This window comes from Corynebacterium ulceribovis DSM 45146, from assembly GCF_000372445.1.
GTDB lineage: Bacteria > Actinomycetota > Actinomycetes > Mycobacteriales > Mycobacteriaceae > Corynebacterium > Corynebacterium ulceribovis.
Genome location: NZ_AQUY01000001.1, coordinates 555945 through 572145 on the forward strand (window position 1 = coordinate 555945; position 16201 = coordinate 572145).

Annotated in this window: 18 protein-coding genes; 12 read left to right on the forward strand and 6 right to left on the reverse strand. The window is 58.9% G+C overall.

The annotated features are described in order from the left end of the window. Position 1 precedes the first annotated feature (1 nt). Positions 2–325, forward strand: a complete 324-nt coding sequence (fdxA, locus tag A3EC_RS0102605) for a ferredoxin (RefSeq protein WP_018023608.1) — start codon at positions 2–4, stop codon at positions 323–325. Between the two features lie 33 nt (positions 326–358). Beyond that, complete coding sequence (dapC, locus tag A3EC_RS0102610) at positions 359–1450, forward strand: succinyldiaminopimelate transaminase (RefSeq protein ID WP_026162124.1); 1092 nt, start codon at positions 359–361, stop codon at positions 1448–1450. On the opposite strand, the gene A3EC_RS0102615 is transcribed toward dapC, so the two are convergent. Beyond that, positions 1416–2849 carry an amino acid permease gene (locus A3EC_RS0102615; RefSeq protein ID WP_018023610.1) on the reverse strand — a complete coding sequence of 478 codons (1434 nt, stop codon included), beginning with the start codon at positions 2847–2849 and terminating at the stop codon, positions 1416–1418. The two genes, dapC and A3EC_RS0102615, sit on opposite strands and share 35 nt — an antisense overlap. A gap of 53 nt (positions 2850–2902) precedes the next feature. After that, on the reverse strand, positions 2903–3832 hold the full coding sequence (locus A3EC_RS0102620; protein ID WP_083879962.1) for a DapH/DapD/GlmU-related protein: 930 nt from the start codon (positions 3830–3832) through the stop codon (positions 2903–2905). A 125-nt stretch (positions 3833–3957) separates the two neighbouring features. Between A3EC_RS0102620 and A3EC_RS11140 the strand changes: the two genes are divergently transcribed. The 5 genes from A3EC_RS11140 (at position 3958) to A3EC_RS0102645 (ending at position 7783) form a co-directional block, all read left to right on the forward strand. Beyond that, positions 3958–4800, forward strand: a complete 843-nt coding sequence (locus A3EC_RS11140) for an LOG family protein (RefSeq protein WP_018023612.1) — start codon at positions 3958–3960, stop codon at positions 4798–4800. Continuing rightward, the gene (gene folP, locus A3EC_RS0102630) at positions 4787–5647 is read left to right on the forward strand and encodes a dihydropteroate synthase (protein ID WP_245532920.1); all 861 of its coding nucleotides are present in this window, start codon (positions 4787–4789) and stop codon (positions 5645–5647) included. The genes A3EC_RS11140 and folP overlap by 14 nt, the downstream gene beginning before the upstream one ends. After that, positions 5644–6525 carry a glucosyl-3-phosphoglycerate synthase gene (locus A3EC_RS0102635; RefSeq protein WP_018023614.1) on the forward strand — a complete coding sequence of 294 codons (882 nt, stop codon included), beginning with the start codon at positions 5644–5646 and terminating at the stop codon, positions 6523–6525. The genes folP and A3EC_RS0102635 overlap by 4 nt, the downstream gene beginning before the upstream one ends. Positions 6526–6580: 55 nt before the next feature. After that, positions 6581–6751: a DUF3117 domain-containing protein gene (locus A3EC_RS12675; RefSeq protein WP_018023615.1), complete on the forward strand. Its 171-nt coding sequence runs from the start codon at positions 6581–6583 to the stop codon at positions 6749–6751. Positions 6752–6910: 159 nt separating this feature from the next. Beyond that, entirely contained in the window at positions 6911–7783 is an 873-nt protein-coding gene (locus A3EC_RS0102645) for a methyltransferase domain-containing protein (protein ID WP_018023616.1), read from the forward strand. 100 nt (positions 7784–7883) lie between these two features. Here the strand turns inward: A3EC_RS0102645 and glgA are convergent, their stop codons facing one another. Next, the gene (gene glgA / locus A3EC_RS0102650) at positions 7884–9074 is read right to left on the reverse strand and encodes a glycogen synthase (RefSeq protein WP_018023617.1); all 1191 of its coding nucleotides are present in this window, start codon (positions 9072–9074) and stop codon (positions 7884–7886) included. A gap of 122 nt (positions 9075–9196) precedes the next feature. Between glgA and glgC the strand changes: the two genes are divergently transcribed. Continuing rightward, complete coding sequence (glgC, locus tag A3EC_RS0102655; RefSeq protein ID WP_026162126.1) at positions 9197–10414, forward strand: glucose-1-phosphate adenylyltransferase; 1218 nt, start codon at positions 9197–9199, stop codon at positions 10412–10414. Here the strand turns inward: glgC and A3EC_RS0102660 are convergent, their stop codons facing one another. Beyond that, positions 10415–11194, reverse strand: coding sequence for an NAD-dependent deacylase (locus A3EC_RS0102660; RefSeq protein WP_018023619.1), 780 nt, complete (start codon positions 11192–11194; stop codon positions 10415–10417). It lies immediately after the preceding gene. Between the two features lie 11 nt (positions 11195–11205). Then, positions 11206–11862 carry an O-methyltransferase gene (locus A3EC_RS0102665; protein WP_018023620.1) on the reverse strand — a complete coding sequence of 219 codons (657 nt, stop codon included), beginning with the start codon at positions 11860–11862 and terminating at the stop codon, positions 11206–11208. Between the two features lie 150 nt (positions 11863–12012). On the opposite strand from A3EC_RS0102665, the gene sigE reads away from it, so the two are divergent. From sigE to tatB, 4 genes are all read left to right on the forward strand, one after another. After that, entirely contained in the window at positions 12013–12621 is a 609-nt protein-coding gene (gene sigE, locus A3EC_RS11145) for an RNA polymerase sigma factor SigE (RefSeq protein ID WP_018023621.1), read from the forward strand. A 66-nt stretch (positions 12622–12687) separates the two neighbouring features. Then, a complete protein-coding gene (locus A3EC_RS12335) occupies positions 12688–13110 on the forward strand; it encodes an anti-sigma factor family protein (protein ID WP_018023622.1) in 423 nt (140 codons plus the stop codon). Continuing rightward, positions 13107–14549, forward strand: a complete 1443-nt coding sequence (locus A3EC_RS11155; protein ID WP_018023623.1) for a S1C family serine protease — start codon at positions 13107–13109, stop codon at positions 14547–14549. The genes A3EC_RS12335 and A3EC_RS11155 overlap by 4 nt, the downstream gene beginning before the upstream one ends. Positions 14550–14567: 18 nt before the next feature. Next, positions 14568–15086, forward strand: coding sequence for a Sec-independent protein translocase protein TatB (tatB, locus tag A3EC_RS0102685; protein WP_018023624.1), 519 nt, complete (start codon positions 14568–14570; stop codon positions 15084–15086). Positions 15087–15131: 45 nt separating this feature from the next. Here the strand turns inward: tatB and A3EC_RS0102690 are convergent, their stop codons facing one another. Then, on the reverse strand, positions 15132–16184 hold the full coding sequence (locus A3EC_RS0102690) for a nitronate monooxygenase (protein ID WP_018023625.1): 1053 nt from the start codon (positions 16182–16184) through the stop codon (positions 15132–15134). Positions 16185–16201 lie beyond the last annotated feature (17 nt).

Here is a 16201-nt window from a genome sequence, read left to right on the forward strand (position 1 = left end):
CATGACTTACATCATCGCTCAACCATGCGTTGACGTTTTGGACCGCGCTTGCGTGGAAGAATGCCCAGTCGACTGCATCTACGAGGGCAAACGCATGCTCTACATCCACCCGGATGAGTGCGTGGACTGCGGTGCCTGCGAACCAGTGTGCCCAGTCGAAGCAATCTTCTACGAAGACGACCTGCCAGATGAGTGGGCCGAATACTACGACGCTAACGTCGACTTCTTTAAGGACCTTGGCTCCCCAGGTGGCGCCGAAAACCTTGGTCCACAGGACTTCGACCACCCACTCATTGAGAAGCTGCCGCCACAAGCGGAAAGCTAACCCGGGGGAGCGAGATAATTGGCGCGCCAACCACTGACCGACCGCCTGCCGGAATTTCCGTGGGATAGCTTGGCTGGCGCGAAAACTCGCGCCACCGCACACCCCGATGGACTCGTCGACTTGTCCATCGGCACCCCAGTCGACGCCGTCGCCCCGAGCATTCAAGCGGCGCTCGTCGCTGATGCCGCGGACCCTGGATACCCGCCAGCGCTGGGCACAGCAGAGCTTCGGCAAGCATGCGCCGATTCCCTGACCCGCCGCTATGACTGCAACGGGCTCACCGCGGACGCAATTGTTCCGGTCATTGGCACTAAAGAAGCGATCGCCTGGCTGCCAACCATGTTGGGCCTTGGCACCGGTGACCTTGTTGTCATCCCGGAAACGGCCTATCCGACCTATGAGGTCGCAGCCCGGATCGCCGGCTGCGATGTGTTGCGCGCCGATTCGGTGTTGCAGGTGGGGCCACAGCGGCCGGCACTGCTGTTTTTGAACTCCCCGTCTAACCCGACTGGGAAAGTGTTGGGCCAAGCTCACCTGAAGAAGGTTGTGGAATGGGCACAAAGCCGCGGCGTGATTGTTGCAGCGGACGAATGCTACCTCGGTTTGGATTGGGGGACTGACGCCCGGTCGATTCTGCACCCGTCAGTGTGTGGTGGGGACCATACCGGCCTGTTGGCTATTCATTCGCTGTCGAAAACGTCGAATATGGCGAGCTACCGTACTGGTTTCCTAGCTGGCGACCGCGAACTCATCGCGGAGCTATCTGAGGTGCGCCGCAACGCCGGGATGATGATTCCCGGCCCGGTCCAAGCCGCGATGGCCGTTGCGCTGCGCGATGACGACCAGGAGGCCGCGCAGAAGGAACGGTACGCTCGCCGCCGCAGCTTACTGTTGCCTGCGGTACAGGCCGCAGGATTGCGTATTGACGATTCGACCGCCGGACTTTACTTATGGGCTAGCCGAGATGAAGACTGCTGGGCCACTGTGGACTGGTTCGCTGACCGGGGAATTTTGGTCGCGCCGGGTGCGTTTTATGGCCCGAAGGGCGGCCAGCATGTCCGGATTTCGCTGACCGCCACCGACGAGGAAATTACTCAGGCTGTGTCGCGGTTGACTTCGCGGTAGGGCGCAGGAAAATCAGCGCCAACACGTAAAGCACAATCACGACCACGGCGACTGCAATGACTTGCTGCCGGGCGCTATCGTCAAAAAGCATCAAAAGGGTCAACCCGGCGATAAGCGCCAAGGTCAGCCACGTGGTGTACGGGAAGGCGCCAACCTTAATTGGCATCTCACCAGCAGCTTCGTAGCGTGGTCGCAGACGCAGCTGAGAGGCGGCGATAAGGAACCAGATGACCAGCAAGCAGCCGCCCACTGCATTGAGCAGGAATTCCATCAGGTTCGCTGGGTTCCACATCTGCAGGCCCACCGTGCCAAAAGCCATGACCACGGAAAGCACCACAGCGGTCTGTGGCACATTGTTCCGGTTTAGCTTGCCGAAGATACGTGGTGCTTCGCCGCGGTGCGCCATGGAGTACACCAAGCGGGACGTGGCGTAAATCTGCGCGTTGAATGCCGATAGCAGCGCCAGCACAATCACAACTTCCATGAACATCACGGCGCCAGGGATATTGGCGAGCTCCAGCACCTTGGTAAATGGCGAATCGGCAGCGGCGTTTGCACCATCAATGGTGGCGTATGGCAGCAGCAGGATAATCAGCAGCACCGAGCCGAGGTAGAACACGGTGATGCGGAAGATGACCGAACGGACCGCCGCCGAAATCGAACGGGTTGGGTCCTCGGATTCAGCAGCAGCGATAGTGACGATTTCAATACCACCGAAGGCGAACGCGACTGCCAGCAGACCAGCGGCAACACCTTCGAAACCATTCGGGAAGAAACCGGATTCCTCAATATGGGTGGTGCCGACAAACTCTGTGCCGGGCAGCAAACCGAAGACCAGCAGAGCGCCGATAATCAGGAACGCCACAATAACGGCGACCTTGATGAAGGCAAACCAGAATTCGAATTCACCGAAGCCGCGGACCGCAGCGAAGTTCACGACGGTGAAGAACAGCACGGCGACTAGCGCTGGGATCCATGGCTCGACACCCCACCAGTTACCCATGATGGCACCGGCAGCGGTCATTTCCGCGCCGAGCACCATGATCAGCATGAACCAGTACAGCCAGCCGGTGGTAAAACCGATGCGCGGGCCGAAGGCCTCGGCGGCGTAAGAAGCGAAGGAGCCGGAGCTTGGGGAAGCCGCGGACAGCTCACCGAGAATACGCATCACCATCACCACAATGAAGGTGGCGATGAGGTAGGAAATCAGCACTGCTGGGCCGGCGGCTTTAATACCGACACCGGTGCCGAGGAACAGCCCGGCACCAATAGCAGAGCCCAGCCCCATCATGGTCAGGTGACGCAGTTTGAGGCCGGGCTTGAGTTCATCGGTAGTGCCGTCGGTGCTAGCAGCAGCTGCCGTAGCCGTGCTGGACGGTTGGTTTGGAGACTCAGTCATATAAACAGCATAGAACCGCCGCGCCGAATCCCAGAGTTGGGGCGGGAGAAATTCTACGCCGGGTTCAGCCGGTCCACACAGATGTCACTGACGCCAGGGCGACGGTGGAAATGCAAATTGCTTTGGCCTTCAAGTTCAGCGGCGTAACCAGTGCGATCTTCAGCAGTCAGGTACACCGGCATCTTTTTATCGATGAGAATGCCATTGTCCAAAATGCAGTTATCGCCGAGCGAGACTCCGATAACACCAGCGGACACCCCGATGGTGCAGTTCTCGCCGATGCTCAGTGGCAAACGGAAGCCAGTCTTATCCTGTTCCGCCATCAACGTGGCGGACAGTCCGACGCGGGTATTCGCCCCCACAACTACACCCGAGGACAGGCGGCCTTCGATTTTTGCTTCCCCGAGCGTGCCGGAGTTGAAGGACACGAAGCCTTCTCGCAGCACAGTGGTCCCAGAGGCGAGGACTGCGCCGAGGCGGACACGTTCTGCCTCGGCAATGCGAACCCCGGCGGGCACAACGTAGTCGACCATGCGGGGGAGCCGGTCGATGGAGTACACGTGAATCAGTCCCCGGGTGCGCAGCGAGGTGCGGACGTGCTCAAAATTGTCGGGCAGGCACGGGCCTTTGTTAGTCCACGCGACCACATTGAGCAGATCAAAGACGCCGTGCATATTCATGGAGTGTGGCGATACCAGCCGATGGGACAGCAGGTGTAGCCGCAGGTAAACATCGTGTGCGTCGACAGCAGGCTGAGACAGGTCGGCAATATTGGTTTCCACCGCAATCTGCTCAACCATTCGGTCTTCGTCAATACGCACCATGGAGAGCATTTTTGGGCTGAGATATTGTGCACCCAACCGGACGGTGCCCGAGGGGCTTGGTTCGTCGGTCAATTGTGGTTCTGGGTACCAGGTATCCAGAATCGTGCCGTCCATTGCAATGTTGGCGATACCCACGCCTCGGGCCCCAGATGTCAGCATGGCCCCATTGTATCCCGCCATGCTGCAAACGGCTCCGGCAGTTAAGGTGGGTGCCACCACATGTCACATGTGTTTCAATTTTCCCGTAAGTAACTTATCGTCCACAGTCCACCGAGGAACTCGTTATGGCACCTGAAAAAACTCCTTCCGAAGCCAAGCGCATGCTGCTGCGCGGGCCGATGTACATCCGGCCAGACGGACGGGACAACTCCAAACGATCCACCACGGACTACCGACTGCTGGACCGGGCGACGGACACCTCGTGGATGCATACCGACACCTGGCGTGTCCTGCGTATTCAATCCGAGTTTGTTGACGGTTTCGGCGCGCTCGCGGAAATTCCAAAAGCCGTGACGGTGTTTGGCTCAGCGCGTATTCAGCCGGGGCACCCTTACTACGACTTAGGCGTGGAAACTGGCCGGAAAATTGCTGAAGCTGGCTACGCCGTCATCACCGGTGGTGGCCCAGGTTTGATGGAGGCGCCGAACCGTGGCGCGCTGGAAGCTGAAGGTTTTTCGGTGGGGCTAGGCATTGAACTGCCGCATGAGCAGCACCTGAACCACTACCTCGACCTCGGCATGAACTTTCGGTACTTCTTCGTCCGCAAGGTGATGTTTCTGAAGTATTCGCAGGCCTTCGTCGGGCTGCCCGGCGGTTTCGGCACACTGGATGAGCTATTTGAAGCCCTAGTGATGGTGCAGACCGGCAAAATTACCCGCTTCCCAATTGTGCTGTTGGGCACCGAGTTCTGGGGCGGACTAGTCGACTGGATTGATGAGCGGCTGCTGGCCGAAGGCATGATCAGCGACGAAGATGTCGATCTGTACCTAGTGACCGACGACGTGGACGAGGCCATCCAGTACATCAAGGATGCCCATGCCGGCCACCTGCAGGCCATGGAGGAACGTGAAGCCCGCGAAGCCGCGGCAGCTGAGCGTGCTAAATTCGCAGGTGATGAGACCGATTAACTGTGCGTTTCAGCCATCCGGTGTCCCCGCCGTGATGGCTATTGTCAATCGCACCCCCGACTCCTTTTACGACAAGGGCGCTACGTGGGGCATTGAGGCAGCGCTCGCTCGCGTGGACGCTGCAGTGACCGATGGCGCCAGCGTGATCGATATTGGCGGGGTGAAAGCAGGCCCCGGTCCCGAAGTTTCTGCTACCGAGGAAATCGACCGGGTGGTGCCGCTCATTGCGGCGGTGCACGAGCGTTACCCAGACATCACGATCAGCGTGGACACTTGGCGTGCGGAGGTCGCGGATGTGGCGTGCCAAGCAGGCGCCGGGCTGGTCAATGACACTTGGGCTGGCGCGGACCCTGAGCTGGTGACCGTCGCGGGGCAGCATCGTGCTGGTTATGTCTGTTCGCATACTGGGGGAGTGACACCCCGGACTCGCCCGTTCCGGGCGCATTTTGACGATGTCGTTGCGCAGGTCATTGCGGAGACGTCGGCTGCTGCGGAGCGCGCGGTATCTCTTGGCGTGCCGGAGAACAAAATCCTCATTGATCCGACGCACGATTTCGGTAAGAACACTTTCCACGGGTTGGAGCTGCTGCGTCGTCTCGATGAATTGGTCGCTACCGGCTGGCCGGTGTTGATGGCGCTGTCGAATAAGGACTTTGTGGGGGAGACAGTGGGCCGCGGGGTAGCCGACCGGGTTCCCGCGACGCTCGCCGCCACCGCTTACGCCGCACACCATGGCGTGGCGATGTTCCGGGCGCACCAGGTCCGCGAGACCGTCGATGTGTGCCAGATGGTTGGCGCGATTGACCAGCGCATCGCCCCGAAGTCGGTCATCCGAGGTCTGCAGTGACCGCTACCGTCGCTACCGTCAGCGTGGTCATCCCCGCACTGAACGAAGAAGGCACCGTGGGCCAGGTCGTGGAATCATTGCGGCCGTTGCAGTTGGGCACGGCGCCGCTTATTGACGAAATTTTAGTCATTGACTCGGATTCGACGGACGCTACTGCGCTGGTGGCTGCACGCGCTGGTGCCACTGTCGTCAATTGGCGCAGCGTCTTGCCGCATATCCCGCCGCAGCCCGGTAAAGGCGAAGCGCTATGGCGTGGCGTGGCTGCTGCTCGCGGGGACATTGTGTGTTTCATGGACGCTGACGTGGTGGAGCCGGGGCCGCAGTGGGTTGCCACTTTGGTGGAGCCACTGTTGGCAGATTCACAGGTGCAGATGGTCCGGGGCAGCTATCAGCGGGTGCTGAGCGCTGGGCAGTCGACCTCCCTGGATGGTGGCCGGGTGACGGAGTTGACGATGCGGCCACTGCTTGCGGCGCTGCGCCCGGAGTTGGCCACTATTGCGCAGCCACTTGGCGGTGAGTACGCCGCTCGGCGTGCAGCGCTGTGCTCCGTACCATTTGCGCCTGGTTATGGCGTGGAAACTGGGTTGCTGCTGGATTTTGCGGAGCGGTTTGGGGTCTCGGCAATTGCACAGGTGGATTTGGGGCAGCGGCGGCATCGTAATCGGACGTTGGCAGATTTAGGTCCGATGGCGCGCCAGGTGGTGGCGACGCTATTTGATCGGTGTGGCGTGCCAGATTCCGGCGCTCCGCTTCGTGTGGGTGGGGTGGCGGCGCCAGTTGCGCCAAGTTTTGCGGATCGTCCGCCGATTGCGTCGGTGATCGCCTCAATGGAGGGCAGTAATAGTACAGCTATTCCGCCGCTTGTCAAAAATGAGTAAGGTTGAGAATAGGCCCTGAATACAGGACTGGAAGCTTTTAGTTAGGAGTCAATTCATGGCTGCCATGAAACCACGCACTGGCGATGGCCCGTTGGAGATTACCGACGAAGGCAAGAAGATTGTGATGCGCGTTCCCGCGGACGGCGGTGGTCGTCTGGTGGTTGAGCTGTCGCCAACCGAGGCCAGCGAGCTGGGCCACGAACTGTTGAAGGTGGTCGGCTCGTAGCCAGTGGGCGGTTAATGTGTAACGGCGATCGGGGTTTTCCCGGTCGCCGTTGCGTATCTAGGGGCTGCGCTAACCCAGGGTAATCAGCGGCGTGTTCAGCTTGGCCGGGTACGCTGGTCAGCTAATCAGAAATTCGCATCTCATCCAGGGAGGTTCTCAATGCTCGCCGACATTATTGATGTCTTAGCTGATCCAGTGGATGGCACTGCGATGTGTGCGGCGGATGACACCTGGAAGGTGCTCAAGTCCGAGTCGGGTCACTCGTATGATGTGGCTCGCCAGGGCTACGTCACGTTGGCTGGTGGCGCGGGTCTGCGCTACACCGGCGACGATGCCAAGATGATTGCTGCCCGCGATACGTTCTTGTCCGGCGGCCACTATGGCCCGTTTGTGGAGGAAGTATCCGGCAATGTCCAAGATGTCTTGGACGATAACGGCATCAGCAACGATGACCGTCCAGTGGTGCTGGAAAACGGTGCCGGTACTGGCTACTACTTGGCGCACACGCTGGATGCGATTCCAGAGGCTCGCGGTGTGGGCATTGACGTTTCCGTTCCAGCCGCAAAGCACCTAGCGAAATGCCACCCACGGGTGGGCGCGGTGGTTGCGGATGCGTGGGCTCGGCTGCCGATTCGGGACCATTCTGTCGACGCCATTACGGTGATTTTCGCCCCGCGCAACGCGGAGGAGTTCGCCCGTGTGCTCAAGCCGGGCGGCCAGGTTGTCGTACTGACTGCCGATACTGGCCACCTTTCGGAGCTGCGTAAGCCACTGGGCATCATTGATGTGGAGCGCGGCAAGGTTGAGCGGATGATTGCCCAAGCAGAGGGCCACTTGGTGCCTATTGGGGAGCCTGAGCGCGTCGAGTTCACCATGAAGCTGAAGCAGGAAGACATTGCCGCGCAGATTGCGATGAGCCCGTCTGCTCGCCATATCCATCCAGATGTGTTGGCGGACCGGATTAAGTCCCTGCCGACCACGATGGATGTTACTGCCCGCGCAATGATTACCCGCTTGGGCCGCCCAGAGTAGAAGGTAGCGCAAAAAGCGGTGCTTTTTGGCGGTGCTTATTGACGGTTAAGGGCCGGTCAGCTGATGCTGCCGGCCTTTTTTCACGTCGTGATGCTACGTCCTACATCAGAGACTTGTACACGTCGATGGTTTGCTGCGCGATGGTTGCCCAGCTGAAATCATTGATGGCGCGGGTGCGGCCAGCCACACCAAAGGCCTTAGCGCGTTCCCGGTCAGCGACCATCTTGTTCACGCCTTCCGCGATGGCAGCTTCGAATCCTGCTTCATCGTTTTCGTCATAATGCACCAACGTGCCGGTCTCACCATCGACGACGACCTCAGGGATACCGCCGACATCGGAAGCGACGACTGCGGTGCCGCAAGCCATAGCTTCCAAGTTGACGATGCCCAGTGGCTCGTAAATGGATGGGCAGACGAAGGTATCGGAAGCGGTGAGGATTTCCTGCAGTTTTTCCTTATCCAGCATGTCCTGCACCCAGAAGATGCCATCTCGCTTGGACTGCAGCTCTTCCACCAACGCCTTGGTGCGGGCCGCGATCTCTGGGGTGTCTGGCGCACCTGCGCACAGCACCAGCTGAATGCCTTCGTCGAACTGCATCGCGGCCTTCACGAGGTGCTCTACACCCTTTTGGCGGGTAATGCGTCCGACGAAGGAGACGATTGGACGGTTTGGATCGACGCCGAGGTCCTTGAGTACTGACCAGCCCTTTTCTTCCTGGGACTGGTCGAATGTTGGCCGCGGTGCCCACAGCTCAGTGTCAATGCCATTGAGGACAATGCGGACCTTGTCTGGCTCGATAGTTGGGTACGCGTCGAGAATCGCGTCCTTCATGCGAGCGGACACAGCGATGACTGCGTCAGCATTAGTCATCGCGTTCTTTTCCGACCACGAAGACACGTTGTAGCCGCCAGCGAGCTGCTCCTTCTTCCAAGGGCGGTGCGGCTCTAGGGAGTGGGCGGTGACTACGTGTGGAATTTCCTTCATCAGGCCGGTCAGGTGACCGCCGAGCCCGGAATACCAGGTGTGGGAGTGGACTACGTCGATGTCGGTCTGTGCGGCTTCATGCGCCATCCGCAGGCCAACGGAGAGGGTTTTGATTGCGCCATTGGCGTCGTTGAGGGCTTCATCGTTGCCAACAACGTAGACGTCGGCTTCGTCGCGAGGACCGCCCATGCAGTACACGTCGACCGGCACGATTTCGCGCATATAACGGGTTAGTTCAGCAACGTGAACGCCAGCGCCGCCGTAGATTTCTGGTGGATATTCTCGGGACATCATCGCAACTCGCATACCCTTCACCGTAGCCACTTTTGTGCAGCTGTGCAGGGGCTCGGCGGCATGTTTGGCACAGATGGGGGACTGAATGCCGCTATCTCCGGCGGGCTGCGCAATTTGTGATTAGCCTGGGGAATGTGAGAAGCCAACCAAATGTCCTTGCAATTGTCCTTGCTGGTGGCGAAGGTAAGCGTCTGTTTCCTTTGACTGCTGACCGCGCTAAGCCAGCCGTACCGTTTGGCGGCACGTACCGCTTGATTGACTTCGTGCTGTCGAACTTGCTCAACGCCGGCTACCGCAAAATCGCGGTGCTGACGCAGTACAAGTCCCACTCTTTGGACCGTCACATCTCCACCGCTTGGCAGATGTCCGGTATTACCGGCGAATACGTCACCCCAGTGCCTGCTCAGCAGCGGCTGGGCAAGCGTTGGTTCACTGGTTCCGCCGACGCCATCCTCCAGTCGCTGAACCTGATTTTCGACGAAGACCCTGAGCACGTCATCGTGTTCGGTGCGGATCACATCTACCGCATGGACGTCGAGCAGATGGTCGAGCAGCACATCGCTTCCGGCGCAGAATGCACCGTTGCCGGTATTCGCGTGCCACGCGCGGAAGCTACTGCGTTTGGCTGCATCGACTCCGATGACGAAAACAAGATCACCAGCTTCTTGGAGAAGCCAGCGGACCCACCGGGCACCCCGGATGATCCGGAGTCCACTTTCGCCTCCATGGGTAACTACGTCTTTAAGACCGAAGCCCTGGTCGAAGCGCTGCGCGCAGACTCCGAAAACGAAGAGTCGAACCACGATATGGGCGGCGATATCATTCCGTACTTCGTGGAGAAGAACTCGGCGTTCGTCTACGACTTCAAGAACAACTATGTTCCAGGCGAAACCGAACGTGACAAGGGCTACTGGCGTGACGTTGGTACCATCGACGCTTTCTACGAAGCGAATATGGATCTGATTTCCGTGCACCCAGTGTTCAACCTGTACAACCGCAAGTGGCCAATCCACACCTTCCAGGAAGACAACTTGCCACCAGCGAAGTTCGTCAAGGGTGGCCTTGCACAGTCCTCCATGGTTGCCCCAGGTTCCATCATCTCTGGTGGTACCGTCCGCAACTCGGTGCTGCACTCCAATGTGGTTGTCGAAGAAGGTGCCACAGTAGAAGGCTCAGTGCTGTTCCCAGGTGTGCGCATCGGTCGCGGCGCTGTGGTGCGCCACGCCATCTTGGATAAGAACGTGGTGGTATCTGACGGTGAAATCCTCGGTGTGGACACCGAAAAGGATGCCCAGCGGTACAAGATCTCCGCGGGCGGCGTCGTCTGTGTGGGTAAGAACGAAGTTATTTAATTAACTTCGGTCGGCCAATGCGTCGACAAGCAATGGCAGTCCAACCGCGGCAGTGGTCCGCCACGACTGGGCTGCCAGGCGGGTCAACTCCGTTTCTTGGGGCGAGATTTCCAGGATTGGGGTGTCCTGCCGGTACGCAAGGAAAGGCAGTTGGGCAGCGGGATAAACTACACCCGATGTGCCCACAATGACGATCAAGTCCGCCGTTTCCATTCGCCGTTCCGCCTCGCCCCAGGCGTCGCTGGGCAGTCCCTCCCCGAACCACACGATATCCGGCCGGATCAGGCTTCCACAGGCCGGGCAGGGTGGGGGAGTAAGGCGCGGCACCGCCTCCGTAGGAAAATCGACATCATCGTAGGGGCGGCGGCAGTTGCTGCAGCAGAAGATAAACAAGCTGCCATGCAAATGCACCACATTCTCGCTACCAGCACGTTCATGCAAGTTATCGATGTTCTGTGTGGTTACTGTGACGGCATCAACACCATCGAGTTCAGCCCAGCGGGCAATCGCCCGGTGTCCAGCATTAGGCTCGGCCTGCGAGGCTAACTGCGCTCGCCACAGGTACCACGCCCACATTGGCTCTGGGTCGCGGCGCCAAGCATCAATACTGGCCATTGCCATCGGGTCTACGTTTTCCCACAGTCCAGTGTCGGCATCGCGGTATGTGACAATTCCCGATTCGGCGCTCATCCCCGCACCAGTGAACACCTCCACATGACGCGCGGTACTTGCAAGATACAGTGCTTCAGCGAAACCGTGGTCGGAAGATTGCGGGGCCATGAGCTATTCCTCTATTCCTGTTTAGCGATGATGGTCAGGCCACCACTCAGTGGCAACCGGCTGACCGTCACACCGTCAAGGGAACGGACATATTCGTCAGCTTCCCGGGCCGCAACGGTATCGCGGTCGGTGCGGCTCTCGTCGCCCACGATGCCGTCGAGGAGGCAGTCTCCGATAATGAGAACACCACCTGGCGAGAGCAGCGGTAGCGCGGCGTGCACGAATGCCAACAAATCAGTTGGACGGCAGTCGCCGTAAACAACGTCATAGGCACCTGGGTTCAATCGCCCCATCACTTCTAGGGGACGAGACGGCAAGAAGCGGTATTGGGATGGCCGCAGCCCGACGGATTGGAATGCCTTTTTCGCTAGCTTCTGGTGCTCGGTTTCTGAGTCAATGCACGTGAGGTGGTCGCCCTGTGCCATCCCGCGCAGCAAATACAGTCCGACAACACCGGCAGCTGGGGTGATGGCAACCACCGAGCGAGTGGCGTTCGGTCGTCCTGCGAGCGCCGCCGACGTCAGGGCGGTCAGCAGCGAGCCGGTAATGGAATCCGGGTAGCTCAAACCAAATTCAGCAGCATCGCGGGCAGCAGCTTCGAGGGTTTCGTCGGCTGCAGTGGTGCTGAGGATGTAGTTACGGGTGGCGTCGAATGCAGAATCAGTCACCCTTTTGAGTGTAGGGAATCTTGCGTTGCTTGGGGGCTATCCACGCCGTTTGAGCTGTTTAACGGCTGTTACCAAAAAGAATCAGATTTCTTACAATATTCCTACGCCCCCGTATTGAGTCCGTTTATGTTTGCAAGGCAAGATAGACGCATGTCCGAATTGCGCCCTTCCGAAATGTTGCCAGACGAAGTCTCTGGCACCGCTGCTTTTGATGCCGGAATGGGTGAGATGCCGACGTGGGAAGAACTGGTTGCTCAACACTCCGACGGGGTGTACCGATTGGCTTATCGCCTGACTGGTAACCAGCACGATGCGGAAGATTTAACCCAAGAAACGTTCATGCGGGTGTTCCGCTCCTTGAATCGGTACCAGCCTGGCACTTTCGAAGGTTGGCTGCATCGCATCACCACAAACTTGTTCCTCGATATGGTGCGCCACCGGCAGAAAATTCGGATGGAAGCGCTGCCGGAAGACGTGGACCGAGTTCCGGGTAAAAACTCTTCCCCAGAGGACCTGTTCATGGACGCCGATATTGATCCGCAGATTCAGCGTGCCCTGGATCAATTAGCGCCAGACTTCAAAGTGGCAGTGGTGCTGTGTGATGTTGCCGGGATGAGCTATGACGAGATTGCGGACGCGTTGAACACCAAGATGGGTACGGTCCGCAGCCGGATTCACCGGGGGCGCTCGCAGCTGCGCGCTATCTTGGAGGCAGACGAGCGCTTCGTGAAGCCACGGTTCGTTTCCGCCGCGTTGTAGCGTTTCGTCCTACACTTGAAGGATAAGTAGCAAGCTGCAGGTGGATTCCCAGCCATTGGAGGTGTGATGCGCATGAATGCGGGGGAGCAGAGTCGCCGTGGCGCGCGACGCCTACGGGATTTGTTGGACGCGGATTTCGATCACCTGTCTATCGAAGCAATAGCGGCCTACGTCGACCGAGAACTCACACCAGGTGCGTTTCACCGAGCCAGCTGCCATTTGGATAGCTGCGAACGATGCCGCCGAGAGGTTGCCGCCCAGCAAGAAGCTTCACGACGGTTACGGGCAGCGAGCGAAGCCACAATTCAAGTATCTGCTGCCTTGAAACAGCGCCTTGCCGCCATTCCCGATGCCGTCGGTCATGCGGTCAGCGATGCGGTAACCGAAGCTTCAGAGAATAAACATGTGCGCGCATCGGCGCTCAATTTCGCGGACCGACTCACCGAACTTGGGGAATCGCTACGAGACCGGTGGGCAGGAAACAAGTGACTTCATCCCAGCTTCCGAGCGCTTTCGCACGCCCGCATGACGTTGATGGCGGTTTCGATCCTGCTGCTGTCGCCGCCAATACCGAACCCCACGAGGCGCTGACTGGGCGCCAACTTACGCCACCAGAAATTGCGCAAGCCTTTCGGCGACCTGACACCCCAACCGATCCGAACTTGGAGGAAATCGGTGGGCTACAGCGGCGAGTGGAAGCCGCTGCAGAAGAAGACACCACATCCGACTATGACCCGTGGTCGGATCCGCACGCTCCGGTCAGCACGGGCGAGCCAGCACTGCCCTCACAGATGGAACCGGAACCAGAACCAGAAAAACCACTGCCGAAAGTGGGACTGCGTGAGGTGCTGTTTGGTCGGAGTATTGGCTGGCACCACATCGCCGGTGTGGCCCTGGTGACCATGCTGGTTGGTGCCACTGGTGGCTTCATCGGCGGCTGGTTTGGGCATGAGGCCAAGCTGACGAGCAATAAAGTGCAGCTGGAGGCTGTCCAGCAACCCGACTCGGATATGTCAGCCATTGGTCAAGTAGCAGAAAAGGTCCAACCCGCAGTGGTGTCGTTGAGTGTCACTGGACCTAAAGGCAGCGGCGTCGGTTCTGGCTTTGTCATCGACGGTGCGGGTTACATTTTGACCAATAACCACGTGGTGTCCGCAGCGGTTGATTCCCATTCTGCAAAGATTACGGTCCAATTCGCGCCGAATGGGGACAGCATCCCACAGGAAGCGACCGGCCGGATTGTTGGCCGCGACCCGATGACGGACTTGGCGGTGGTGAAAGTCAACGACGTTGCGGGACTGACCGTCGCGGCTCTGGGCGATTCCGAGAAGGTGAAAGTCGGCGACCAAGTCCTGGCATTAGGTTCGCCGTTGGGGCTGAAGCGCACGGTGACCTCCGGAATTGTTTCCGCCCTGAAACGCCCGGTGCGACTGACCGGTGACGGAACCGATACGGATGGCGCCGCCGATGCCATTCAAACGGATGCGTCGATCAACCCAGGTAACTCGGGCGGACCGCTGGTAGACATGTCGGGTGCTGTCGTTGGCGTCAACACGTCCATTTACTCCACTACCGGCGGCTCACAAGGGCTTGGGTTCGCCATTCCGATCAATACTGCCCGCGATATTGCCGAGCAGCTGATGCGGGGAGCCACCCCCAAGCATGCCGATATCGGTGTGACCACACGACCAGTGGAAAACGGTTCTGTCGTCGGCGCGCAGATTGCATCGATTATGCCGAAAGGCCCAGCCGCAGAGGCGAAACTGCAGGAAGGTGATGTGATTACTCGGGTGAATAATCGACCAATTTCCGGGCCAGATGAACTCATGGTGGCCATTTGGGAAGTCGGAGTCGACAATCCCGCAAAGGTCACCGTGGTACGAGACGGGCGGGAGATCACGCTTGAGGTCGTACCTAAAGATCGCTAACAGGGTAGGGTAATAGCCGTGTTTGCCAATGTTGGTTGGGGAGAGATCCTCATTATTCTCGTCGTCGCTTTGGTCGTGGTTGGTCCGGAGAAGCTGCCGAAGCTGGTCCAAGATTTTCGTGCCATGGTGCTTGCTGTCCGCAATTCCATTGAGGATGCCCGCAGTGAACTGAAGAACGACTTCGGTGATGACTTCGACGAGTTCCGTAAGCCGCTGGAGGATCTCCAGCAGCTGCGTTCGATGAACCCGAAAGCGATGCTGACGCGCACCTTGCTCGAAGGTGACGACACCATGCTGAACTTCCTCGATAAAAAGCCGGCGGAGTTCTTCCAGAACAATGGCAGCGACGGAAGCACCCCAGCTGGTGCGGCATCTCCAGTAGCAGCGTCATCGACGCAACCAGCTGGCACGCAGGCATCAAGCGTTCCGCAGTCAAACCCTCAATCGGCAGCTGGGAACACCCAGGCCACGTCTCACCAATCGGCAGCGGCAGACATGCCACGGACCATTAACTGGTCCGATGATGACGCCCTTTAAAAACACTACGGCTGCAGCGTGGGTAGCCGCGCAGCCATATCACCGCTAGCTGCTCAGGTCAGCGAAGATTTCTGCCACCGAGCCCGCGCGGGTGTTTTTCACCCCGGTGCCAGCCCACAAATTCAGCGACTCGGAGTCACCAACTTCTTTCGCTGCATTGCGGATCGGTGATGTCAGGTAGTGCACCTGCGGGTACAATGCAGGGGCAGTGCCACCGTACTTATCAATGAACTTATTGTGCAGGGCACGAGCCCACCGCCCAGAAAACGCGCGGGTGAATACCGTGACATCACTGCGATCCCCAGCCGCGACTTCTGCTAGCACTTGTCGATAAGTGTCATTTGTGCCCGCCTCGTCAGCACGCAGCAACATCGTGCCCACAGCTACAGCGGTGGCGCCAGCGGCGAGCAACTCCTGCACATCAGCGCTTGAACCAACGCCGCCGGCAGCAATGACCGGGATGTCAGTATTAGCTCGGATCGTTTGCACTGTAGTCAACAGCGGCTCTTCCGATACCTCACCGGCAACCAGCGGCAATGACTGATGGCCACCGGCATGAGGACCTTGGACCACGAGGAAGTCAACACCGCGGGCGACGGCTTCAGCTGCTGCCGGAACTTCAGTTACCGTCGCACCAACTAGCGTGCCGACAGCCCGCAAGGAGGCGACCGTTGCTGAGTCAGGAAGGTCAAAGGTAAAGCTCACCATTGGTACTGGGTTGTCGATGAGTACTTGTACTTTTTCCTGGACAAAGTCATCATCGGTGCGAGCCTCAGAAGCTAATTCTGCGCCAAGCTTCTTTGCTAACGGTGCTAACGCTTCTTGGTAGGCGGTCCATATTCGCTGATCTTGCTCAGGGAATTGCGACTCAGCCGGTGAATTAAAGAGATTGACGCCAAAGAACGGCTGCTCGGTATCGTCAATAAGCAAAGACTTGAGGGCAGAAATATCCTCGGACATTTGCTCGGGGGTGCGGTAACCTGCGGCCAAAAAACCAGTGCCGCCAGCCTTGACGGCGGCGGCAACAAGCTCAGGGGTGGTTGGGCCACCAGCCATTGGGGCGGCGACCAGCGGAATGTTCATTTCTGTGATGCTCATACCGCCGAGCGTAGCCC

Coding starts and splice junctions, on each gene's coding strand:
- A3EC_RS12675 (WP_018023615.1), top strand. CDS start 6,581: ATGGCTGCCATGAAACCACGCACTGGCGATGGCCCGTTGGAGATTACC.
- A3EC_RS0102645 (WP_018023616.1), top strand. CDS start 6,911: ATGCTCGCCGACATTATTGATGTCTTAGCTGATCCAGTGGATGGCACT.
- folP (WP_245532920.1), top strand. CDS start 4,787: ATGAGACCGATTAACTGTGCGTTTCAGCCATCCGGTGTCCCCGCCGTG.
- fdxA (WP_018023608.1), top strand. CDS start 2: ATGACTTACATCATCGCTCAACCATGCGTTGACGTTTTGGACCGCGCT.
- glgA (WP_018023617.1), bottom strand. CDS start 9,074: ATGCGAGTTGCGATGATGTCCCGAGAATATCCACCAGAAATCTACGGC.
- A3EC_RS11140 (WP_018023612.1), top strand. CDS start 3,958: ATGGCACCTGAAAAAACTCCTTCCGAAGCCAAGCGCATGCTGCTGCGC.
- A3EC_RS0102615 (WP_018023610.1), bottom strand. CDS start 2,849: ATGACTGAGTCTCCAAACCAACCGTCCAGCACGGCTACGGCAGCTGCT.
- A3EC_RS12335 (WP_018023622.1), top strand. CDS start 12,688: ATGCGCATGAATGCGGGGGAGCAGAGTCGCCGTGGCGCGCGACGCCTA.
- A3EC_RS0102660 (WP_018023619.1), bottom strand. CDS start 11,194: ATGGCCCCGCAATCTTCCGACCACGGTTTCGCTGAAGCACTGTATCTT.
- A3EC_RS0102690 (WP_018023625.1), bottom strand. CDS start 16,184: ATGAGCATCACAGAAATGAACATTCCGCTGGTCGCCGCCCCAATGGCT.
- A3EC_RS0102620 (WP_083879962.1), bottom strand. CDS start 3,832: ATGCTGACATCTGGGGCCCGAGGCGTGGGTATCGCCAACATTGCAATG.
- sigE (WP_018023621.1), top strand. CDS start 12,013: ATGTCCGAATTGCGCCCTTCCGAAATGTTGCCAGACGAAGTCTCTGGC.